This is a genomic window from Ruegeria sp. E5, from assembly GCF_056534105.1.
In genome coordinates, this window is the sequence record NZ_JBQFPA010000002.1 from 704,837 (window position 1) to 726,369 (window position 21,533).

Below are 21,533 nucleotides of genomic sequence, written 5' to 3' on the forward strand. Positions count from 1 at the left end.
TCTGCCCTTCTGTTCGCTACGTGCAAACGCCAAGGTATTCGACCGGCGGACGGAGGTGATATTCGTATTCCCTTGGCGCGTTTCCGTCGTTTCGACCGCAGGTATGGTGGTTTCAGCCTATACGGATACTAAATTTTCACCAAATATATTCGATTTCGCGAATAATTAGGCGGTGGGAGCGACCGAATTATCTTTCAGAGCTGCAAATATCCTGCTATTCAACCAAATGGTTGACTGAAGCAGAAAAGGCATGTAATTCATCCAAATGGTTGAACGAGAGAATCGCTATGACCTAAGCGCTATATTGAAGGCCGCGTCCGACCCAACCCGCCGCGTGATCCTAACGATGCTCGCGCAGCAGGGCCCCTTGCGGGTGACGGATATTGCGCAGCAATTCGATATGAGCCTCAACTCGGTGTCCAAGCACATCAAGGTGCTGGAGAATGCCGGGCTGGTGCAGCGTCGGACGGAATGGCGCGAGCATCTGATCGAGGTGCAGATGGTCCCCTTGTCAGCCGTGGATGACTGGTTCGCCGGGCTGCGTTCGATCTGGGCGCTTCGGCTGGACGCCTTGGAAACTGCTTTGGAGGACCCAGAAGATGACGGAACTGTCCCTTGAAATAACCCGCGCCATTCCGCACCCGCCGGAAAAGGTTTTTGATGCTTGGCTAGACCCGGAAATGCTGGCCAAGTTCATGCTGCCCGGTCCCAACATGTCAGTGCCCGAAGCTTATTCTGATGCCAAGGTAGGGGGCCGGTTCAAGATCATCATGCGCGCGCCCGAGGCCGGGGACCTTCCGCATGAGGGCGAATACAAGGTGATCGACCGGCCCAATCGGCTGCAATTCACTTGGAACTCTCCTTACAGTCAGGACGATTCCACCGTGACGCTAGATTTCACGCCCACCGATAAGGGTACGGAATTGCGCCTGCACCACATCCGCTTCCCTTCGGAAGAAAGCCGCAACAATCACGAAGGTGGCTGGACCCGAATCCTTGAGACGCTGGAGGGTGCGCTGTGATCAACTGGCTCGCCCTTGGCGTGGGTGTGATCGCGGCCTTTCTGCTGGGCTGGCTGGTCTACGGACCCGTCGGCTTTCAGAAACGCTGGGCCGAGGGAACACGGATCGACCCCACCCCGCCCGAATCTCCACCCCTGCCGCAGATGGCGGCCCAGATCGTTTTCCTGATCCTGCTAGCCGCTGTGATCGCGGTGACCGAGACCAACAACAGCCTTGGCGTTGCGGTGCTGGCGATCCTCGCAGTGGCTGCTCAGGCCGCATCGGTCGGGGCATGGGCACAGAAAAGCGGCTTCGCCATCGCAGTCGACACCGGATATGCGCTGGGCTGCGGCGTGGTGATGATATTGGCGCACGCTATCCTTTGATACATCGGCCCCTGCCCAGCTTGGGCGGGGGTTAGGCAATCCCCTGCCCCCCAAAAACTCCCGACTTTCCAAAGCTTGCAAACTGATGTATGGGCCTGTCATCTGAGACGTTGTGCCCTGACCCCGGCACTCGAATGGAAGATAAAGTGGGGTCGGCGGCAATGGGGCCGCCATGCAAACCGGAGACCCGCAGGGGCGGGAGTGCTCCGTTCTAGGATACGCATATGTTTGATGTAACAAAGAAATCGATTCAGTGGGGCGAAGAGACGCTGACACTGGAAACCGGCAAGGTTGCCCGTCAGGCCGACGGCAGCGTGATTGCCACGCTGGGCGAAACCAGCGTCATGGCAAACGTGACCTTTGCCCGTGCTCAAAAGCCCGGTCAGGATTTTTTTCCGCTGACCGTGCACTATCAAGAAAAATACTATGCCGCCGGTAAGGTTCCGGGTGGCTTCTTCAAGCGCGAAGCGCGCCCGACCGAGAAAGAGACGCTGACCGCGCGTCTGATTGACCGTCCGATCCGCCCGCTGTTTGTTGACGGCTTTAAAAACGAAGTTCTGGTGATGTGCACCGTGCTGTCCCACGATCTGGTCAACGACCCCGACATCGTTGCGATGATCGCAGCCTCTGCCGCACTGACCATTTCCGGCGCGCCGTTCATGGGTCCGATCGCCGGTGCCCGCGTTGGTTTCGAGGATGGCGAATACGTTCTGAACCCGACCGTCGACGACATGCAGGACCTGCGCCTGAACCCTGAACAGCGTCTGGACCTGGTTGTCGCCGGTACCAAAGACGCCGTGATGATGGTGGAATCGGAAGCGTACGAACTGTCCGAGGCGGAAATGCTGGGCGCGGTAAACTTCGCGCATGAGCAAATTCAGCCCGTGATCGACCTGATCATCTCGCTGGCCGAAGAAGCCGCGAAAGAGCCGTTCGAATTTGTCGCCCCCGATTACTCGGAGCTGTCCGCCGCTGTTTCGGCTGCCGGTGAAGAGAAGATGCGCGCTGCGTTCGCGATCACCGACAAGCAAGAGCGCACCGCCGCTGTTGCCGCGGCCCGTGAAGCGATCAAGGAAGCGCTGACCGAAGAGCAACTAGAAGACGGCAACCTCGGTTCCGCTATGAAGAAGCTGGAAGCTGGCATTCTGCGCGGTGACGTCGTCAAAGGCGGCAAGCGTATCGACGGTCGTTCGACCACCGATATCCGTTCGATCGTCGCAGAAACCTCGATGCTGCCGCGGACCCACGGTTCTGCCCTGTTCACCCGTGGTGAGACTCAGGCATTGGCCGTGACCACGCTGGGCACCGGTGACGACGAACAGTTCATCGACGCGCTACACGGCAACTTCAAATCGAACTTCCTGCTGCACTACAACTTCCCTCCCTACTCGGTGGGTGAAGTTGGCCGCGTGGGTGGTCCGGGCCGTCGTGAGATCGGCCACGGCAAGCTGGCATGGCGTGCCCTGCAGGCGGTTCTGCCTGCAGCGACCGACTTCCCCTACACGATCCGCATCGTGTCGGAGATCACCGAATCCAACGGCTCGTCCTCGATGGCGTCGGTTTGCGGTGGTTCGCTTTCGATGATGGATGCGGGCGTTCCGCTGAAAGCACCGGTTGCCGGTGTGGCCATGGGTCTGATCCTGGAAGATGACGGCAACTATGCCATCCTGTCGGACATTCTGGGTGACGAAGACCACCTTGGCGACATGGACTTCAAAGTGGCTGGCACCGAAAACGGCATCACCTCGCTGCAGATGGACATCAAGGTTGCGGGCATCACGCCTGAGATCATGGAGAAAGCCCTGGCGCAAGCCAAGGACGGCCGGATGCACATTCTGGGTGAGATGGGCAAAGCCCTGTCCGAGACCAACGAATTCTCGGTCCACGCCCCGCGCATCGAGACCATGAACATCCCCACCGACAAGATCCGTGAAGTGATCGGTTCGGGCGGTAAGGTCATCCGCGAAATCGTCGAGGTTTCGGGTGCCAAGGTCGACATCAATGACGACGGCGTCATCAAGATCGCGTCGCCCGACGGTGAATCGATCAAAAAGGCCTATGAGATGATCCACTCGATCGTTGCTGAGCCGGAAGAGGGCCAGATCTACACCGGTAAAGTGGTCAAGATCGTCGACTTCGGTGCCTTCGTGAACTTCTTTGGCAAGCGCGACGGTCTGGTGCACGTGTCCCAGATCGAAAACCGACGCCTGAACCATCCGTCGGATGTTCTGAAAGAAGGTCAGGAAGTAAAGGTCAAGCTGCTGGGCTTTGACGATCGCGGCAAGGTGCGCCTGTCGATGAAAGTTGTCGATCAGGAAACCGGCGAAGAGATCGTTCCCGAGAAGAAAGAAAAGAAAGAGGAAAGCGCAGAGTAATCTGCCTCTTTTGCAAGAACGAAGGCCCCGGTAATCCGCCGGGGCCTTTTTCTTTGGGCGAATGACGAGTGCCGTAGCGATGCTGTGGAATGTGCCGACCATCTGCTTGCTGGGGTAGGCTTCAATTTTGATGAGGCTACAATTCTGATTGTTGAGTGCATTGCCCTGAAACAGAGCCTCGCAACCACTTATAACGTTGGCTTTATAGGCCCGGGGCATCTACTTGGGCATTCTTTTCTACTCATTGCCGATAAATGAATGAATTTACGACGATATCCGATCGTTTCTTGGTTTATTTCTTTTCTTCGATCAAAAGCTCTTCTATGAGCGCGCCTAACAGTTGCGTCCTCGATTTGACCTTGGCTTTTTTGTAGATTGAATTGTTCTGGGACTTGATTGTTCCCTCGCTGGTCTCGCGCAGTTTAGCTATTTCTGCGAGGGACAGGCCCTTTACGGTGAGAAGTGCAACATCTCGTTCCGCAGCACTAAGGCCCCAACGGTCGAACTGTAGTTCCAGCATTCGAAAAAACTCGCCTTGAGCCTTCCGCAGGTTCTGTTTGACTTCTTGGTGACGTCGCAAAAACAGCCTGTGGCTTTGCCAAATCAAAAGCCCCCCAAGAATAAACCCAAATAGGGTGATGAGAGCCGTGATTTCATGGACCACCCAACTCGCGGAAAAAATGTAGTACCCTGTTATTTCGCCAATCAATTCGATCACAAACGTCAAAGCAGAGATCGCATATACAGCGATCCCCGCTTTGAACATGGCTTCTTTTTTAAACCATTTGTTCAAACCCCAATCTCGCTTGGGCTCAAGTTGGAAGCTGAATTAATCATCGTCGCCTTCGTCATCCCCTTCGCCATCGTCACCTTCACCGTCGCGCTCGCCATCGTCGCCTTCGCTATCGCGTTCGCCGTCATCGCCTTCGCTATCGCGTTCGCCATCGTCGCCTTCGCTATCGCGCTCGCCATCGTCACCTTCGCTGTCGCGCTCACCATCGTCGCCTTCGCTGTCGCGTTCACCATCGTCGCCTTCGCTGTCGCGTTCACCATCGTCGCCTTCGCTATCGTTTTCCCCATCGCCTTCGTCATCGTCACCTTCGTCATCAAATCCTTCGTCGTCATCTTCGTCGTCATCTTCGTCATCAAAATCTTCGTCGTCATCTTCCTCATCGTCGAACTCATCGTCTCGCTCTGAACGATCCCGAACGATGGTTCCGTCTTTCCCCAGCACCACTTCTCTCTCGATTCCAGGTCCAGTTGCTTCAAAGCGAAGATTCCCAAACAGCGTGTTGGTTATTTCGATTCGTTGGAAACCTTGTTCTGTGAGTTCGTCGATGATGTCTTGCTTGGTGGTTTGCGAAAGCGCCGTGGTGGCCATCAGAACGAAAGTTGATGTCAGACCGATAGTTTTCTTGTTCATGTTCCCATCCTCAAAGGAATTGCCAAATGAACTAAAACATCGGCGCTTTGCGATGGGAATATAACTTAGGTTGGTTAGGCCAGACTTGAACCAAAGAACTATATCCTCAACGGTACTGGGTAATGCGCGCAATGTGCGGGAACGTGGATTTGGAGAGCGCCGAAGAATTTATCAGGAGCAAATTCCTGAATTTGATCTCGGACCGATCTGAATTTACAGCCATGTAGTTTTTGAAGGTGACACCGAGGATATGCCCGAAGCCAAGAAATTCGAAAAGCTCTTCTCTACTCCAATGATGCGATTTGTGGTGCCTAACAGTGCAGCGCTTAATGCGGCGATTCTGTTTGAGGCCGAAAAGATGCGTGAGGAAGACGAGGGTGCCTCAAAATCCAATCGCGGCGGATGGCACTCAAACGGAAACCTCTTTGATCGCGATACGCCCGCTATTCAGAATTTGCGAGACGCGGCCGAAGATGCGGTGTTTCAAATAACACGAAAGGTCTCAGACAAGGTTGAACCGGATAAACTTCGCCTGAAACTGTTCGGGTGGATAAACGACAATCCTTCCGGCGGGTACAATGCGCCGCATACTCATCCCGGCGCGCATTGGTCTGGAGTGTACTATGTTTCTCAACCCGAGATCGAAGAAGGTTCGTCTGGAATGATTGAGTTTCTCGACCCCCGAAACGAGTTGCCTCACTGGCGCATACTTCAGGCGAGTGCGTTTCGGAACAAAAAGAAGCTGCGCCCGGCAGCCGGCGAAATGATCCTTTTTCCATCCTATCTGACTCATTGGGTCCACCCAAACCAAAGTAAAGAAAGCCGCGTCACGGTTGCCTTCAACGCAACCTTTCGACGTCCAAAATCGGATCCCAGTTAATCGCCTCGAGATACGCAGCCTCTGTGGTATCGAACATCATGGCAATGTTTCGCCTGGTCAACGCAGTCAGCGCGGCTTTCAGTTTCCATCAGAAGCTACAATCCTTTGGCAGCGAGACCGCGTTCAACTGACGTATCCGATCCCAACCACCACCTCGGCAGGCGTGCCCACAGTCGATCCAACCATAGCCAATCTGCCTTTTTCGATCAGTGCCGCTTTCGAGCCCTGCGCGTCACGGTAAACGATATGTTAACACTTCTAAGTTGAGTTAGCTCAAAGTTAAGGAAATCCAAATCATCTGGGACGTCGCCGCGCTTTGGCCTCTATCACCATCTTTGAGATCAACGGAGATCCGTTTGGCAACCCCAGTGTGACGGTGACCCAGGGGTTTCAGGTCACCATTACTGATGATGATAATTTTCTCGAAAATCCGGACAACAACGGCAGCCAACAGTTCGATACCCTCCCAATCCCCGGGCTGAACAACTCCGGCAGCTTTCAGATATTTGAAGGCTACAGCGCGACGGTCGGAGGTGCACCGGTCACCTACACACTGCTGCAATTCTCGGGTACGCAATACATCGTTGTGACCTCGGGAAACGTTGCTGTTAACGATGTACTGACAGGCAACTCACTGGCCCAGAGTACTGCACCTGCGGTCGAATATGATAACCTTCCCAGCTTTGTCTGCTTTACTTCGGGGTCACATATTCTGACACCATCGGGCCAGCGTCTGATCGAAGAAGTCAAAGCAGGCGATCATGTGATCACCGCAGATGGCACCGGTCGGGCCGTGCGCTGGGTGGGTCGGCGACGGCTGAGTGAGGCGGATCTGAGACAGACCCCTAAGCATTGCCCGATCCGGATCAGTGCGGGCAGTCTTGGGCCGCAGACACCATCGCGAGATCTGCTGCTGTCACCTCAGCATCGGGTTGTCGTGTCCTCACCTGCATTGGAATTGCATCATAGTCACCCGATGATGTTGGCGACGGCCAAGTCTCTGCTCAACGGCAAGTCTATCACGCAAGTTCCGCCAAACGGGGGCGTCGAGTACATTCACATTCTATTCGACCAGCATGAGCTGGTGAATGTCGAAGGATTGTGGTCGGAATCGTTTTATCCCGGCGGATATACGCTGGACGCGATGAGCAGTGCAGTGAAGGAGGAACTATTCGAGCTGTTCCCTGAGCTTCATTCCGATACAGGCGGCTATGGTGATACGGTGCTGCCGGTTCTGAAACCGTACGAAGTGCAGATGCTGCGCCCGGAGCTATCTGCCCCTTGCGGCGCAACCTCGGCGTTTGCGCATTAGAAGAAGGCGGGGGCTTTCGCCCCCTGCCCGTTGATCCGATTACGACGGCGCTTTGGTTTTGCGCAGATAGGGGAAGATCGTCTCGAACTCGCCGAACTTCTCTTTTGCCTCATCGTTGGAGACCGCAGGTGGAATGATCACATCCTCACCCGGCACCCAATTTGCGGGGGTTGCCACGCCCTTGGCGCTCATCTGCAGGCCATCCAGCGCACGCAGAATCTCGGCAAAGTTGCGGCCCACGGTCATCGGGTAGGTCATGGACAGTTTCAACTGCTTATCGGGTCCGATGATAAAGACAGAGCGTACAGTTGCGCTGTCGGCAGGCGTGCGGCCGTCGGGCAGATAGGCCTCGGCCGGCAGCATGTCGAAGGCTTTGGACACAGCCAGACCGTCATCGGCGATGATCGGGAAGCCGGGGTTGGCGTTGCCATAGGCCTCGATATCTTTTTTCCACTTCTTATGATCTTCGACACCATCGACCGACACGCCGATCACTTTGGTGTTCCGCGCCGCCCATTCATCGTTCAGCTGCGCAACTGCCGAAAACTCGGTCGTGCAAACAGGAGTGAAGTCCTTGGGGTGTGAGAACAGGATGGCCCAGCTATCGCCAATCCAGTCATGAAACTGGACGGTGCCCTGATCTGTCTCTGCGGTGAAATTCGGGACCGTATCATTGATGCGCAAACCCATTGGGAAACTCCTTTCCTGTGAAAAATCGCGAGTCGATTGCTGCCAACCTAATCACTTTGCGCAGAGGTTAAACCATTCATGTTGCGCTGTCAGAAGATTCAGTAGGTAGATAATTTGATCAAATTATGTTTTACCCTTGCCCGACACCCGGGTGGGTGACAGAGTGCGAATGAAAACCGACCGTTCGGTCGATTGATTCCTGATCCGGAGGATGAGCCATGATCGAAAAACGCGATTTCTATATCAACGGCAAATGGGTCGCCCCATCAGAGCCGAATGATTTCGAAGTGATCGACCCGTCGACCGAAGAACCATGCGCGGTGATCTCATTGGGGTCAGAGGCTGACACTAACGCAGCGGTCGCCGCGGCCAAAGCTGCTCTGCCTGGTTGGATGGCAACCCCGGTGGACGAGCGCATCGCTTTGGTAGAGAAACTGGTCGATATTTACGCCACCCGCTCAGAGGATCTGGCCCAGGCGATGTCGATGGAGATGGGTGCACCGATCGATATGGCGCGCAGCCAGCAATCGGGCGCGGGGATCTATCACTTAAAAAACTTCATCCGTGCCGCCAAGGCGTTCCAATTCGAACGCCCACTGGGCGATCATGCGCCGAATGACCGGATCATCTATGAAGCGGTGGGTGTGGCAGCCCTGATCACCCCATGGAATTGGCCGATGAATCAGGTCACGCTCAAAGTCGGGGCCGCCGCGATTGCGGGCTGCACGATGGTGCTGAAACCGTCCGAGCAAAGCCCGCTGAACGCGATGATCTTTGCTGAGATGATGGATGAGGCTGGTTTCCCGGCTGGTGTTTTCAACCTGGTAAATGGCGATGGCGTGGGCGTGGGCTCTCAGCTCTCGGGGCACGCAGATGTTGATATAGTCAGCTTCACCGGTTCGACCCGCGCGGGCACGGCGATTTCCAAGAATGCGGCGGATACACTGAAGAAAGTGCATCTGGAACTGGGCGGCAAAGGGGCCAATGTAGTCTTCGCCGATGCCGACGAAAAGGCGGTAAAACGCGGCGTCCTGCACATGATGAACAACACCGGTCAAAGCTGTAACGCGCCCAGCCGGATGCTGGTGCAGCGTCCGATCTATGATCAGGCGGTTGAGACAGCCGCCGAAGTGGCAAACAAGGTCACCGTCGGCAGTGCCGCCCAAGAAGGCCGACATATCGGACCGGTGGTGAACGAAGTGCAGTGGACCAAAATTCAGGACCTGATCCAGAAAGGAATTGATGAGGGCGCGCGTCTGGTTGCAGGCGGCACGGGTCGGCCAGAGGGGCTGAACAAGGGCTATTATGTGCGCCCAACGGTTTTTGCCGATGCCAATAACCAGATGACGATCGCGCGCGAGGAGATCTTTGGCCCGGTTCTGACTATGATCCCCTTCGACACCGAAGAAGAAGCCATCGAGATTGCCAATGACACACCTTACGGGCTGACCAATTATGTTCAGACCCAAGACGGTGCACGCGCCAACCGAATGGCTCGCGTCTTGCGGTCGGGCATGGTTGAGATGAACGGCCAGTCGCGCAGCGCTGGGTCCCCGTTTGGTGGGATGAAACAGTCCGGCAATGGCCGCGAAGGCGGGGTTTGGGGCTTGGAGGACTTCCTTGAGGTCAAGGCCGTCGGGGGCTGGGCTACCGAATAACCCGGTTTTGGTGGTATCAAAATGTGAGGCACCCTAAGGGTGCCTCGCTTTGTTTCTTAGGCAGGTCGGACGATAAGCTGCGGCTCTCCGTCCGACGTGTGACGGGTGGATCGACCATCCCAGCCAATCTCACCTGTCACCCGCTGGCGAAGGGACGAAAAACTGTCGAACCGGACCACATCTACGGGCACGTCGAACTGCAGGGTCACCCGGCGATGTCCGCCATCCCCAATCATGGTCAGACCGCGGATTTCGGCGGTGAAGGGCTGACCCAGATATCGGCCCTCAACCCGGTCACCAACGCGCAACTGCACTCGATTTCCTGCCATCGCGTGCAACGTGTTCCAATCCCGCGCACCGAGTTGATGCGCCAACAGTTCCAGCGCCTCGCTATGCGATAGCTTCACTCCGGCGTCCTGCAGGCGTTTACGCAGGCGTTTTGCCTGCTCTTTCAGCTCCGCAACCGGAGCGATGTTCTGAGTATGTGTCATGGTGTGCCTCGTTTCCTGAAACGGGCGCGAAATCTGGACGGGGTTCGCATTGCCATCCGCGCGCCTGGAAAGGGCAACAGATGTGATTCAATCGGGTTTCACCAAAGCCTAAGGCCGCGAACGGCAGGGGACCCGAACCTGCCGTGCATATGGCAACGACGCGCCAGAATGTCAATCAGGCGTCGGCCTGCGCCGCCTCATAGGCCAGCATGGCGCGCTTGACGGGCAGTCCCCAGTGGTAGCCACCCAGGCCGCCCGATTTGCGTAAGGCACGGTGGCAGGGGATCAGCCAACTGACCGGGTTGCGCCCAACTGCGGTGCCTACGGCGCGCACCGCTTGGGGTGAGCCGACCCGCTGCGCGATCTCGGAATAGGTGGTGACCTGCCCCGAAGGGATGTGCATCAGCGCTTCCCATACCTTGATCTGCAGTGGTGAGCCGATCAGGTAGAGCGGGGTCGGCTCCAACCGGTCGCTGGCCGCACCGAAGGCGCTGAGCACCCAAGGCCGCAGGCGCATCGGGTCCTCGACAAAATCAGCATTGGGCCAACGAGAGATCATGTCTTCCATCGCCGCCTCCTCGCCTGTCTCGGCCCCAAAGGCGATTCCACAGATTCCCTTGTCAGTTCCCATAACCAGCGCAGGGCCAAAGGGGCACTCGAACCAGCCCCAGTAGATCGTGAGACCTGCGCCTTTGCGGGCATATTCACCGGGGCTCATGCATTCCCATTTCAGGAACAGGTCATGAAGCCGCCCACTGCCGGACAGCCCCACATTATGAGCGGTTTCCAGCGTGGTGAAACGCTCGTGCAACAGGGCTTTGGCATGGCCGAGAGTCAGGTATTGCTGGTATCGCTTCGGCGAGACCCCGGTCCAGCGTGAGAACAGACGCTGAAAGTGGGCAGGGCTCATATCCATCTGGCGAGCCAACTCATCAAGACTGAGACTCTCTCCGCCTTGATCGATCAATTCGATCGCGCGCCGCATGACGTTATAATGATATCCGCTTTCTGCTGTCTGGACGTTCATCAGTCACCTCATCAGTTACAGGAACAGTAACTTGCCCCTGTCGATCTTGCGACCCGGAACCTGCGCTTTATCTTGTCAACTGAGTTGACGAATCAAATCGATTTCTCCTACCATTCAGGTATGGGACACAGGTTGGATCAGCTTTATCAGGCAGTTCAGGCCACCCGGCCTTTGCTGCGGAACATCACGGCAGCAGTTGAGCAGGGCAGCCAGCGCAAAGGCGTGACCGTCGGGCAACGTGCCCTTTTGGAAGGTCTGTCGCTATCTCCCGGCGCGACAGCCCCGATGCTATGCGCCGAGCTGCAGCTGAAACGACAATATGTCTCGCGCATCTTAAAAGAGCTGATGGGCGCACAGCTGATCGAAAGCCAGCCCAATCCCAAACGTGCAGGCACCTACTGCTACCGGCTGAGCCCTGCGGGCGAAGAGACGATCACGGCAATCAGAGCGGATGAGATGGCCAAGCTGACACGCTTTGCACAGGATTATTCTGCGTCAGAGCTTGCCGCCTACCACAAGGTTCAGCTGGCCCTGACCCGCTATTTCGCAGAACTCGCCAAGGAGGCCTGACATGACCGTCCTTTGGATAATGGCGGCAAGCATCATGATCGCCGTGTTGTACATCCTCTTGCAAATCCGAAAGATTGGCACTCCGACAACCGGAGCCAAAATAGACCTAGCATCGCGGCCTGAAACGGCGCTGCTGGTGATCGATATGCAAACAGATTTTACCTCGATACCCACCTGGGATGACGCGCAAATTGAGGGTGCCTTGTCGACGATCCGGTCAACGACGGACAGCGCCCGCCAGTCTGACTGGTCCGTGATTGCCATCCGTCATGAATTCAAGGGACGGCTGGCGAACTTGCTGAACGGGTGGTTCAATCAGGGGCGCGGCAACGCAGGTTCCGACGGAGTTGGGTTGGATCCGCGTCTTGCGCTGAATCCCGATGCCGAGTTTGTAAAATCCGTAGGTGACGCCTTTTCTTCGCCGGGCTTTGAACGGTTCCTGCAAGACAAACGGATCGGAACGCTGGTTCTGACAGGGTTGGACGGGTGTCATTGCGTGAATAAGACCGCGCAGGGCGCGCTCAATCGAGGATACCGGGTTCAGATCAATTCGGCAGCCGTTCTGGCGGCTGATCCGAACCGGTGGCAGGGGATCAGGGATCAACTTGCCACGGCGGGGGTGGATTTCCGACTGCAGACGTGAGGCATAGGGATAAATCGACCAAGACCCGCGCCTAGGCAAAACCAAAACGCACCTTTTCAATTGCGACCGCTTGCCTGGCAGGGCATTAAGGCTCGGATGGCCAAACAACTCGGATACCACAAGATCCGCGAGATCTTTATGCGTTTTCACGACGCCGACCCTGAACCCAAGGGCGAGTTGGAGCATGTAAACGTCTATACTCTGGTCGTTGCCGTCGCACTGTCAGCGCAGGCGACCGATGCCGGCGTCAACAAGGCTACGCGCGCGCTATTCAAGATCGCCGACACGCCGCAGAAGATGCTGGATCTGGGCGAAGAAGGTCTGATCGAACACATCAAGACCATCGGCCTGTTCCGCCAGAAGGCCAAGAACGTAATCAAGCTGAGTCGCATTCTGGTCGAAGACTATGGCGGTGAGGTGCCCAACTCCCGCGCGGCGCTTCAATCGCTACCGGGTGTGGGGCGCAAGACAGCCAATGTTGTCCTGAACATGTGGTGGCGATATCCGGCGCAGGCCGTGGACACGCATATCTTCCGCGTCGGTAACCGCACCGGCATTTGTCCGGGCAAGAATGTGGACGCCGTCGAACGCGCAATCGAAGACAACATACCAACCGACTTTCAGCTGCATGCGCATCACTGGCTGATCCTGCATGGCCGCTATCACTGCAAGGCACGCAAACCGCAGTGCCCGACCTGTATCATCCGCGATCTCTGCGAATTTGAGGACAAGACTCTATGAAAACCTACCAACTGACCGGCATCGGAAACGCCGTTGTGGACGTGATTTCCCAAGCCGATGACAGTTTCCTTGAGCTGATGGGCATCGAAAAGGGCATCATGCAGCTGATCGAACAGGAACGCGGCGAGGTACTGTACGCCTCGATGGAAGGCCGGGTGCAAACGCCGGGTGGCTCGGTTGCCAATACCATTGCGGGTGCGGGTGCACTGGGTCTGGATTCGGCGTTTATCGGGCGGGTGCATGATGATGCGCTGGGCCGTTTCTATGCCGATGCGATGAACGAAGACGGGGTGGATTTTGTGAACCCGCCGGTGCCGGGGGGCGAGCTGCCGACCTCGCGTTCAATGATCTTTGTCTCACCGGATGGCGAGCGATCGATGAACACCTATCTGGGTATTTCGTCCGAGCTGTCTTCTCGGGATGTCTCGGAAGACGTTGCGGGCAACAGCCAGATCATGTTCCTCGAGGGCTATCTGTTCGACAAGGAAAAGGGCAAAGCCGCGTTCCTTGAAGCCGCGCGCAACTGCCATAAGGGTGGCGGCAAGGCGGGCATCGCCATTTCTGACCCGTTCTGTGTAGAACGGCACCGGGTCGATTTCCTGCTGCTGATCGAGAGTGAGCTGGATTTTGTAATCGGCAACGAGGCCGAGATCAAATCGCTGTTCGAAACCGACGATCTTGAGGAGGCGCTGGCGAAAACGGCCGAGATTTGCCCTCTGGTCGTTTGCACCCGGTCGGGCGACGGGGTGACTGTTCTGAACGGCAACGCGCGCATCGATGTACCGGTTGAAAAGGTCGTACCGGTGGACGCGACCGGCGCGGGCGATCAATTCGCCGCCGGATTCCTGTTCGGCATGGCGACGGGCCGCGATTACGAGACCTGCGCAAAAATTGGCAACGTCTGCGCACGCGAAGTCATCAGCCATATCGGCCCCCGGCCCGAGGCGAATATGCAGGAATTGCTGCGGGCTGAGGGATTGCTCTGATCCCGCGAAACGCAACGTAACGCTGGTGCGTCACATTTCGGGATGGCTACCCTTTTTTTGGATGTAAGGGGGGAGCCAATTCATGTTGGGCAGAGCACTCAGGATCACCGCAGGAACATTGGCGTTGGGGCTTGTGGCCGGCGTTGGGTACCTGCTGATCTCTCCGCCCGACCTGTTGCGAGTCGGGACCAACTATTCGGCCAAGATCGTCTGTTCTAACGTGTTCATCGCCGGGCGGGATGCGCAGGAGGTACTGGCGGTTGATGTGCAGGCGCCCGGGCATCCGTTGCTGAAACACGTCTCGGTCTCGGTTGACCCCGAGGCGCAATCAGTATCTGCAAAGCTACTCGGGATCTTCGCCCCTGCGACCAGCCAATATCGCGAGGGGCTGGGATGTGCGAATACGCATGAGGCCCAACCGGTCAACGCCCAGCTAGACACTCTGCCCGCGCTGTCTGATGCACTTTGGCCGGAAGGCACCACAGTGGCCCCAGCGCAGAACTCCAAATTGGCAATGGTTCTGTCGGACCCGACCATTCTGGGAGAGGGCTTCCGCGCCGTTGTTGTGGTGCATGATGGCCGGATCATTGGTGAGGCTTATGCGGATGGATTTGACGAAAATACCCCTCTTCTGGGCTGGTCAATGACAAAAACCATAACCTCTGGATTGATTGGAACGCTGATAAAATCCGGTCAGATGAAGTTGACGGATACATTGGTCGATTCATTTCCCGATTGGGCAGAGGACAACCGGCAGCACATTACCGTCGAGGATATGTTGACCATGTCCAGCGGCCTGCGATGGAACGAAGGCTATGGTGACGTCTCGGACGTGACTCGGATGTTATATCTGAGCGACGACATGGCGGGGTTTGTCACTTCGCTTGAGGCCGAGGCTGAGCCAAATACTGAATTCAACTATTCGTCGGGCACATCCACCGTCTTGGCGCGGGTCTGGCAGGATCAGGTCAAAGATGACAGCTTGTCCTATCCGCAGCGCGCACTCCTGCTGCCACTGGGCATGACCTCGGCCATACTTGAAACTGATGTTTCTGACACCTTTGTCGGCTCAAGCTATATGTACGCCACAGCGCGGGATTGGGCACGATATGGGCAATTCCTGCTGCAGGGCGGCACATGGGACGGGCAGCAAATTCTGCCCGAAGGGTTCACTGACTGGATGTTCGAACCGGTTGCTGTCTCGGGCGGGGCATATGCCAAAGGTCACTTGTGGCGCGACGTGCCGGGTGGAGAACCCCCGTTCGAAGATGCGGTCTGGATGGCCGGACATGATGGGCAATCGGTCGGGATATTCCCTTCGCGTGATCTGGTGATCGTGCGATTGGGGCTTACACCGTCCGATACCGGTTATTCCCCGCTGCCGCTGGCCAAAGCGGTGATTACGGCGCTTGGTTCCTAACCCGAACTACCCGAGATGCGGCTGAAACGCAGAAAGCACCTGCTGGTAGACGTCCTTTTTGAACGGCACGATCTCATCGACCAGCCGCGTCGTGGTCTGCCATTTCCAATGGGTGAACTCGGGGTGCTCGGTGGCGATGTCGATCTGATCATCCCGGCCCAGAAACCGCATCAGGTACCATTTCTGCTCCTGCCCGCGATACCGGCCCTTCCAGATTTTCGGCACAATGTCATGCGGTAGGTCATAGGGCAGCCAGCCGTCGGTCTCGGCGATGATTTCCACAAGATCAGCGGTCACTCCAGTTTCTTCCCAAAGCTCGCGCAGGGCCGCATCGCAAGGGTCTTCGCCCTTGTCCACGCCGCCCTGAGGCATCTGCCAGGCGTCCTTGTGGCGATCATTGCGCTGACCGACAAAGATCAGACCCTCGGCATTCATCAACATCAGTCCCACGCAGGGGCGATAGGGCAGTTTGGCGATTTCATCAGGGGTCATGCGCGGCCTCGTGATTAACTTTGCTGCGTCTCTAGCAAGCGCCGCAGTAAAGGCAAAGGGAATGACGTTAGGTTTCGCGTGACAAAGGTGACGCGAAGGTCAATCTGACGGTCAAAGTCGGGAGGGAGAGTTTGCCATGACTGCGTACCCAAACATGTTGGCCCCGCTGGATCTGGGTTTTACCACGTTGAAGAACCGCGTGCTGATGGGCTCGATGCATACCGGTCTGGAAGAGACCGGCGACTGGATCCGTGTCGCCGAGTTCTACGCGGATCGCGCGCGCGGTGGTGTTGCTTTGATGGTGACGGGTGGGATTGGCCCGAACCTTGAGGGCTCGGTGCTGCCCGGGGCCTCGATGATGACCAATGATGAAGAGGTGGCGAACCATTCCATTGTGACCAAACGTGTGCATGAGGCAGGCGGCAAGATCGCGATGCAGATCCTGCATGCGGGGCGCTATGCCTATGGTCCGAAATGCGTGGCCCCCAGCCCGGTGAAATCCCCAATTTCTCCGTTTCCGCCGCATGAGTTGGACGAAGAGGGTATCGAGAAGCAAATCAGCGACATCGTCAACGCGGCTGTTCTGGCCCAACAGGCGGGCTATGACGGGGTCGAGATCATGGGCTCCGAGGGGTATTTCCTGAACCAGTTCCTCGTGACCCACACCAACAAGCGCGAGGATCGCTGGGGTGGGTCATACGAGAACCGGATGCGTCTGCCTATCGAGGTGGTGCGCCGCACGCGGGAAGCCGTGGGGAGCGATTTCATCATCATCTATCGCCTTTCGATGATTGATCTTGTGCCCAATGGGTCGACCCATGACGAAGTCGTTGAACTTGCGCAGCGGATTGAGCAGGCCGGGGCAACGATCATCAACACCGGTATCGGTTGGCATGAGGCGCGGATTCCGACGATTGCCACCAGCGTTCCCCGTGCAGCGTTTGCGTGGGTTACCAAGAAGCTGATGGGTAAGGTCGGCATCCCGGTGATCACCTCGAACCGGATCAACACGCCTGAGGTTGCCGAAGAAGTTCTATCGACCGGTTGCGCCGATATGGTGTCTCTGGCGCGGCCCATGCTGGCCGATGCGGATTTCGTGAACAAGGCGATTGCAGATGAAGCCGCGAAGATCGCCCCGTGCATCGCATGCAATCAGGCCTGTCTGGACCACACTTTCAGCGGTAAGCTGACCTCATGCCTGGTCAATCCGCGTGCCTGTCATGAGACCGAATTGGTGATCGGCAAGGCCGAGACACGTAAGACCGTGGCCATTGTCGGCGCTGGCCCTGCAGGTTTGTCCACCGCGATGACAGCTGCCCAGCGCGGCCATGATGTAACCCTGTTTGATCGCGCCGCCGAGATAGGCGGGCAATTGAACATGGCCAAACAGGTGCCAGGGAAAGAAGAGTTCTGGGGACTGGTTGACTGGTATCGCACCATGATGGACGACCTAGGCGTGACGGTCGAACTGAACCGCGAGGTCAGCGCGGATGATCTGACCGGTTATGATGAGGTGGTCATCGCCACCGGTGTCACTCCTCGTGATCCACAGATTCCCGGCCAGGATCGGGACAATGTGCTCAGCTACATCGACGTGCTGCGCGACAAGGCCGAGGTCGGCAGCACTGTCGCCGTGATCGGGGCCGGAGGCATCGGGTTCGATGTCTCCGAATTCCTGCTGGAAGACGGTCACAGCCCAACCACGGACCTTCCATTGTGGATGAAGGAATGGGGCGTGACCGACCCCGCAGAACACCGCTCGGGCCTGGCCCCCGAGGGCCCGCAGCCCGAAGCACCAGCACGGCAGGTCACGCTGCTGCAGCGCAAGGCACAGCGTCACGGCAAGGGGCTGGGAAAGACAACGGGCTGGATCCACCGCGCGACATTAAAGATGAAGGACGTCAGTTTCGTTGGTGGTGTGAATTATGAGCGCATCGACGAGGACGGCCTGCATGTCAGCTTTGGCGAAACCCGCGATGATCCAACCGTGATCGCAGCCGAGTCGATCGTCCTATGTGCCGGGCAGGTCTCGGACCGGTCGCTGGCGGATGAGCTGATCGAACGTGGAATGACCCCGCATGTGATTGGTGGCGCAGATGTGGCAGCCGAGCTGGACGCCAAACGTGCGATCAATCAGGGCACACGTCTGGCGGCAGCGTTCTGACGTTGTAATGCCAGTGCGCTGGAGAAAGCCGCCCCGGAAGAGGCGGCTTTTTTCGTTTTCCTTGACTCAACTGTTATCAATATACATATGTACCACATGAGTCAGAAAATAGAACGCACCCAAACAGGAATTCGAATCGAGAAGCGGCTTCTGAAAGTTCTCAAAGGGCTGGCAGAATCGCTGGACATGACCCTTGGCGACCTGATTGAGGGCATCGCGCTGCACAGCTTTGAGAACAAGCCAGCCTTCTCTGAAGAGACGCTGAAGAAGATCAAACAACTCAAAAGTGTCTACGACTTCGATTGGACAGCTGAAGACAGCCACCGTTTCAAGGAGGATGAAGAATGAGCGCATCGCGATACGCCGACGTCACCATCGCATTTGAAGCACACGCAATCGACAACGCAACGTTCGGACACGCCGAACATGTGCAAGTCGCTTATGACCTGCTACGCAAGTATGATTTCATCGATGCCGCAGCGATCTACGCCAAGGGAATTCGCACGTTAGCAGCGAACGCAGGCGCACCGAACAAGTTCAATCTGACAATCACCTACGCATTCATGAGCCTGATCGCAGAGCGGCTGGCCAACACGCAAGCTACTGACTTTAAGAGTTTCGCACAGGAAAATTCCGACCTGATGGCCAAGTCAGTACTCAACCAATGGTATTCTGCGGAACGTCTCAACACGCAGCTTGCCCGCGATATATTCCTGCTGCCTGCCGCCGCATAATCGCGTTTTGCGGCGGAGGTAAATTGTTACTCCACTGTGATCGTAACCACCTCGGACACAATGGGCGTCGCATGAGGGACGTGGCCTGCATCCCCAAGCACCAGCTGCAAAGTATGCTCACCCGGAGCAAGTTCCAAAGTCACCTCAGTCTGACCGCCACCGAAATGAATGTGATTGTCGTCTGCGGGCAGACCGTATGACAGTTCGTCCGCACCGTCTTCTCCCTGCCCAAGTGGTGGGCGATCAATCAGGAGGTGATGGTGCCCTGTATTTTCCTTCTCGGTTCCTGCAGGGGCAACGCCCATGCCGCTGAGGCCAAAGACTACGGTCACAGGTGATTGCACGGTGTCCCCGTCAGACAAGTTCACGAAATAGACCTTCGCATCTGGATTCGATGGTGTTTCCCCCCCGGCCCACACGAGGCTGGCGGTCAGACACAGGGTAATGACAGCAAATAGGGCTTTCATAGTCTCCTCCGTGGTCACAAAAATGCCATTCTCATCATAGCACGATTGGAAAAAAGTCCAGAAAACGGGGTTTTGCATCGAAAGGCATGGTCCGCGGCATATAGGCCCGGGCGTTTCCTAGTTGCAAACGATCCGATTCAAAACCCTGATATTATCCCATGTCTGCCCAGTTCTTGCCCAGATTGATCGCGATAAAGAGACAACGAACGGAAGACCTGGGGAACGAGAATGGATCGACTAACTGAAATGGAGGCCTTTTCCAACGTGGTGGACCAGGGTGGTTTCACCGACGCGGCCAAGAAAATGGGCATCTCCAAATCAGCCGTGTCTAAACACGTCTCGAGCCTCGAGGCGCGGTTGGGGGCAAGGCTATTGAACCGGACAACGCGCCGGGTTTCGCCAACCGAGATCGGGTTGGCCTATTATGATCGCGCCCGTCGCGTGCTGAACGACGCAGGCGAAGCGGATGCGCTGGTGACTTCGATGCAATCTGCGCCTTCTGGTCTGCTGCGGATCTCTGTGGCAACAGATTTTGGCGTCAATCACCTGTCACCGGTCCTGTCGGACTTCCTGTCGGCCTATCCGGACATCACCGTGAATATGGTTCTGAACAACCGCTATGTTGAGCTGATTTCCGAAGGCTTTGACGTGGCCGTGCGCATTGGCGAGCTGGAAGACAGCACGCTGCGCGCCCGTAAGCTGACCGAAACAGTGAAACGCATGGTCGCGTCGCCGAGATATATCGAGCAGTTCGGACGCCCGCAGAAGATCGACGATCTGAACGAACACAAACTGCTGCATTACTCCAGCCAATCCTCGGGCAGCGTGTGGAAGCTGACGGCGCCTTCGGGCGAGAAGCGTCAGGTCCGCACTGCTGGCTGGCTGAGCGTGAATGACGGGCAGTCGCTGCTGAACGCAGCCATCTCTGGGCTGGGGATCGCACATCTGCCCAGCTATCTATACGCCGACGCACTGAAATCGGGTGAGGTGGTGGACGCCATGCCTTCGCTGCCGGATGAAGTTCAGGGCGTCTATGCAGTGTACCCGCCGGGCCGGTTTACCCAGCCCAAGGTGCGGGCATTCATTGATTTTCTTGTCGAATCCTTTGCTGAAAAGGGTCCGATGGACTGGTAGAATTCTCCCTGTGGCACCTAAACGGCCCGTGCTGAATAGCACGGGTTTTTTTTGTCTAGCGATGCATCAGTTAGTCTCTGGTGATACGGCCCGCTGATACAGATGCCACGTGGTGTGGCCCAGGATCGGCAGCGTGAAAATCAGCCCCAGAAACGCCGGAACCAGCGACAAAAGCATGGTGACCGAGATGATCGCCGCCCAACTGAGCATTACCACCGGGCTTTCAGCGACCACGCGAATGGAAGTGAGCATGGCGGAAACAAAGTTGGTTTCCCGATCCATAAGCATGGGCATGGCCACCACAGTCACCGAGAACAGGACCGCCGACAAAAAAGCGCCGATACAGGTGCCGACCGCCAGAAAGGTCCAGCCTTGCGGTGTGAAGAAGATGGTGTTCATGAACCCTTCGAAATCCGAGAAGGACGCCTTTTGCAGGATGATCGCCAGCCAAAGGCGGATTTGGTAGGTCCATACCCAGAAAATGAACAGGGTGACAAAGGCCATCCAACCCATCTCGCGCTTGCGTTGATGGGCCATGACGCTGAGGATTTCGGACCAACCGAAGCTTTCCCCTTTCTGCATCCTACGGGACATTTCATAAAGCCCGGCGGCCGCAAATGGGGCAACCAGCGGAAAGCCTACGGCGGCAGGAATGATCATCCAGATCTTGCCAAGCCCGACCAGGCACCAAACGAACAGGATGCCGAAAACCGCGTAGAACAGGCCGAAAAAGCCGCTCATGACCGGGTGTGCGAGGAAGTCGGAAAACCCGGCCTTCAGCGATGCGGTAATATCCTCGGCCGTCAGCCTGTTAACCTCGGGCATGGATTGCTGTGGGACCGTGTTATCCGGCGGAGTGGTATCTTCGGTTTTGGATGCCATGACGCATTCCTCCCAAAGCATGGTGACTGGTGGGACTGCCTGCCAACAGGCCTGATG

24 protein-coding genes are annotated in these 21,533 nt (G+C 56.8%); 16 read left to right on the forward strand and 8 right to left on the reverse strand.

Annotated elements, in window-relative coordinates; all coding sequences use genetic code 11:
- Window positions 1-265: 265 nt before the first annotated feature.
- From ACR0BI_RS11315 to pnp, 4 genes are all read left to right on the forward strand, one after another.
- Window positions 266-619 (forward strand): ArsR/SmtB family transcription factor, encoded by a 354-nt coding sequence (locus tag ACR0BI_RS11315; RefSeq protein ID WP_480561964.1) that lies wholly within the window; start codon window positions 266-268, stop codon window positions 617-619.
- On the forward strand, window positions 600-1,022 hold the full coding sequence (locus ACR0BI_RS11320) for an SRPBCC family protein (protein ID WP_170394703.1): 423 nt from the start codon (window positions 600-602) through the stop codon (window positions 1,020-1,022). Before ACR0BI_RS11315 ends, ACR0BI_RS11320 begins: the two co-directional genes overlap by 20 nt.
- On the forward strand, window positions 1,019-1,387 hold the full coding sequence (locus ACR0BI_RS11325; RefSeq protein ID WP_170513987.1) for a DUF1761 family protein: 369 nt from the start codon (window positions 1,019-1,021) through the stop codon (window positions 1,385-1,387). The genes ACR0BI_RS11320 and ACR0BI_RS11325 overlap by 4 nt, the downstream gene beginning before the upstream one ends.
- A gap of 224 nt (window positions 1,388-1,611) precedes the next feature.
- Window positions 1,612-3,762 (forward strand): polyribonucleotide nucleotidyltransferase, encoded by a 2,151-nt coding sequence (gene pnp / locus ACR0BI_RS11330; RefSeq protein WP_170515055.1) that lies wholly within the window; start codon window positions 1,612-1,614, stop codon window positions 3,760-3,762.
- A 292-nt stretch (window positions 3,763-4,054) separates the two neighbouring features.
- Here the strand turns inward: pnp and ACR0BI_RS11335 are convergent, their stop codons facing one another.
- Together ACR0BI_RS11335 and ACR0BI_RS11340 are read right to left on the reverse strand one after the other, a co-directional pair.
- Window positions 4,055-4,555 (reverse strand): helix-turn-helix transcriptional regulator, encoded by a 501-nt coding sequence (locus ACR0BI_RS11335; RefSeq protein ID WP_170394711.1) that lies wholly within the window; start codon window positions 4,553-4,555, stop codon window positions 4,055-4,057.
- Between the two features lie 36 nt (window positions 4,556-4,591).
- Window positions 4,592-5,185, reverse strand: a complete 594-nt coding sequence (locus ACR0BI_RS11340) for a hypothetical protein (protein WP_170515059.1) — start codon at window positions 5,183-5,185, stop codon at window positions 4,592-4,594.
- A gap of 250 nt (window positions 5,186-5,435) precedes the next feature.
- Between ACR0BI_RS11340 and ACR0BI_RS11345 the strand changes: the two genes are divergently transcribed.
- Together ACR0BI_RS11345 and ACR0BI_RS11350 are read left to right on the forward strand one after the other, a co-directional pair.
- Window positions 5,436-6,065, forward strand: coding sequence for a TIGR02466 family protein (locus ACR0BI_RS11345; RefSeq protein ID WP_170737211.1), 630 nt, complete (start codon window positions 5,436-5,438; stop codon window positions 6,063-6,065).
- 316 nt (window positions 6,066-6,381) lie between these two features.
- The gene (locus tag ACR0BI_RS11350) at window positions 6,382-7,377 is read left to right on the forward strand and encodes a Hint domain-containing protein (protein ID WP_480561962.1); all 996 of its coding nucleotides are present in this window, start codon (window positions 6,382-6,384) and stop codon (window positions 7,375-7,377) included.
- A gap of 39 nt (window positions 7,378-7,416) precedes the next feature.
- Here ACR0BI_RS11350 and ACR0BI_RS11355 read toward each other — a convergent pair whose 3' ends face one another.
- A complete protein-coding gene (locus ACR0BI_RS11355; protein ID WP_170408508.1) occupies window positions 7,417-8,067 on the reverse strand; it encodes a peroxiredoxin in 651 nt (216 codons plus the stop codon).
- A gap of 218 nt (window positions 8,068-8,285) precedes the next feature.
- Between ACR0BI_RS11355 and ACR0BI_RS11360 the strand changes: the two genes are divergently transcribed.
- A complete protein-coding gene (locus ACR0BI_RS11360; protein ID WP_480561960.1) occupies window positions 8,286-9,725 on the forward strand; it encodes an aldehyde dehydrogenase family protein in 1,440 nt (479 codons plus the stop codon).
- A gap of 56 nt (window positions 9,726-9,781) precedes the next feature.
- Here ACR0BI_RS11360 and ACR0BI_RS11365 read toward each other — a convergent pair whose 3' ends face one another.
- Both ACR0BI_RS11365 and ACR0BI_RS11370 read right to left on the reverse strand, forming a co-directional pair.
- Window positions 9,782-10,216: a glyoxalase superfamily protein gene (locus ACR0BI_RS11365; RefSeq protein ID WP_170408510.1), complete on the reverse strand. Its 435-nt coding sequence runs from the start codon at window positions 10,214-10,216 to the stop codon at window positions 9,782-9,784.
- Between the two features lie 175 nt (window positions 10,217-10,391).
- Entirely contained in the window at window positions 10,392-11,243 is an 852-nt protein-coding gene (locus ACR0BI_RS11370; RefSeq protein ID WP_170802598.1) for a bifunctional helix-turn-helix domain-containing protein/methylated-DNA--[protein]-cysteine S-methyltransferase, read from the reverse strand.
- Window positions 11,244-11,363: 120 nt separating this feature from the next.
- Between ACR0BI_RS11370 and ACR0BI_RS11375 the strand changes: the two genes are divergently transcribed.
- The 5 genes from ACR0BI_RS11375 (at window position 11,364) to ACR0BI_RS11395 (ending at window position 15,603) form a co-directional block, all read left to right on the forward strand.
- Entirely contained in the window at window positions 11,364-11,813 is a 450-nt protein-coding gene (locus tag ACR0BI_RS11375; protein ID WP_480878685.1) for a MarR family winged helix-turn-helix transcriptional regulator, read from the forward strand.
- A gap of 1 nt (window position 11,814) precedes the next feature.
- Window positions 11,815-12,456 (forward strand): cysteine hydrolase family protein, encoded by a 642-nt coding sequence (locus tag ACR0BI_RS11380; protein ID WP_170394737.1) that lies wholly within the window; start codon window positions 11,815-11,817, stop codon window positions 12,454-12,456.
- Window positions 12,457-12,552: 96 nt separating this feature from the next.
- Entirely contained in the window at window positions 12,553-13,197 is a 645-nt protein-coding gene (gene nth / locus ACR0BI_RS11385) for an endonuclease III (protein WP_170394741.1), read from the forward strand.
- Complete coding sequence (locus ACR0BI_RS11390) at window positions 13,194-14,183, forward strand: adenosine kinase (RefSeq protein WP_480561956.1); 990 nt, start codon at window positions 13,194-13,196, stop codon at window positions 14,181-14,183. The genes nth and ACR0BI_RS11390 overlap by 4 nt, the downstream gene beginning before the upstream one ends.
- A gap of 82 nt (window positions 14,184-14,265) precedes the next feature.
- Window positions 14,266-15,603 carry a serine hydrolase domain-containing protein gene (locus ACR0BI_RS11395; protein WP_480561954.1) on the forward strand — a complete coding sequence of 446 codons (1,338 nt, stop codon included), beginning with the start codon at window positions 14,266-14,268 and terminating at the stop codon, window positions 15,601-15,603.
- Between the two features lie 6 nt (window positions 15,604-15,609).
- Here ACR0BI_RS11395 and ACR0BI_RS11400 read toward each other — a convergent pair whose 3' ends face one another.
- Complete coding sequence (locus ACR0BI_RS11400) at window positions 15,610-16,095, reverse strand: RNA pyrophosphohydrolase (protein ID WP_170394750.1); 486 nt, start codon at window positions 16,093-16,095, stop codon at window positions 15,610-15,612.
- Window positions 16,096-16,231: 136 nt separating this feature from the next.
- Between ACR0BI_RS11400 and ACR0BI_RS11405 the strand changes: the two genes are divergently transcribed.
- From ACR0BI_RS11405 to ACR0BI_RS11415, 3 genes are all read left to right on the forward strand, one after another.
- Entirely contained in the window at window positions 16,232-18,259 is a 2,028-nt protein-coding gene (locus tag ACR0BI_RS11405) for an FAD-dependent oxidoreductase (protein ID WP_480561952.1), read from the forward strand.
- Window positions 18,260-18,355: 96 nt separating this feature from the next.
- Entirely contained in the window at window positions 18,356-18,607 is a 252-nt protein-coding gene (locus tag ACR0BI_RS11410) for a hypothetical protein (RefSeq protein WP_170394756.1), read from the forward strand.
- Window positions 18,604-18,993, forward strand: a complete 390-nt coding sequence (locus tag ACR0BI_RS11415; protein ID WP_170598355.1) for a hypothetical protein — start codon at window positions 18,604-18,606, stop codon at window positions 18,991-18,993. The genes ACR0BI_RS11410 and ACR0BI_RS11415 overlap by 4 nt, the downstream gene beginning before the upstream one ends.
- Before the next feature lie 26 nt (window positions 18,994-19,019).
- Here ACR0BI_RS11415 and ACR0BI_RS11420 read toward each other — a convergent pair whose 3' ends face one another.
- On the reverse strand, window positions 19,020-19,460 hold the full coding sequence (locus ACR0BI_RS11420) for a DUF4399 domain-containing protein (RefSeq protein WP_480561950.1): 441 nt from the start codon (window positions 19,458-19,460) through the stop codon (window positions 19,020-19,022).
- 228 nt (window positions 19,461-19,688) lie between these two features.
- Here ACR0BI_RS11420 and ACR0BI_RS11425 point away from each other — a divergent pair, with 228 nt between their 5' ends.
- Window positions 19,689-20,594 (forward strand): LysR family transcriptional regulator, encoded by a 906-nt coding sequence (locus ACR0BI_RS11425; RefSeq protein ID WP_170819196.1) that lies wholly within the window; start codon window positions 19,689-19,691, stop codon window positions 20,592-20,594.
- Window positions 20,595-20,660: 66 nt separating this feature from the next.
- Here the strand turns inward: ACR0BI_RS11425 and ACR0BI_RS11430 are convergent, their stop codons facing one another.
- Window positions 20,661-21,476 carry a DUF2189 domain-containing protein gene (locus ACR0BI_RS11430; RefSeq protein ID WP_480561948.1) on the reverse strand — a complete coding sequence of 272 codons (816 nt, stop codon included), beginning with the start codon at window positions 21,474-21,476 and terminating at the stop codon, window positions 20,661-20,663.
- Between the last annotated feature and the right edge of the window lie 57 nt (window positions 21,477-21,533).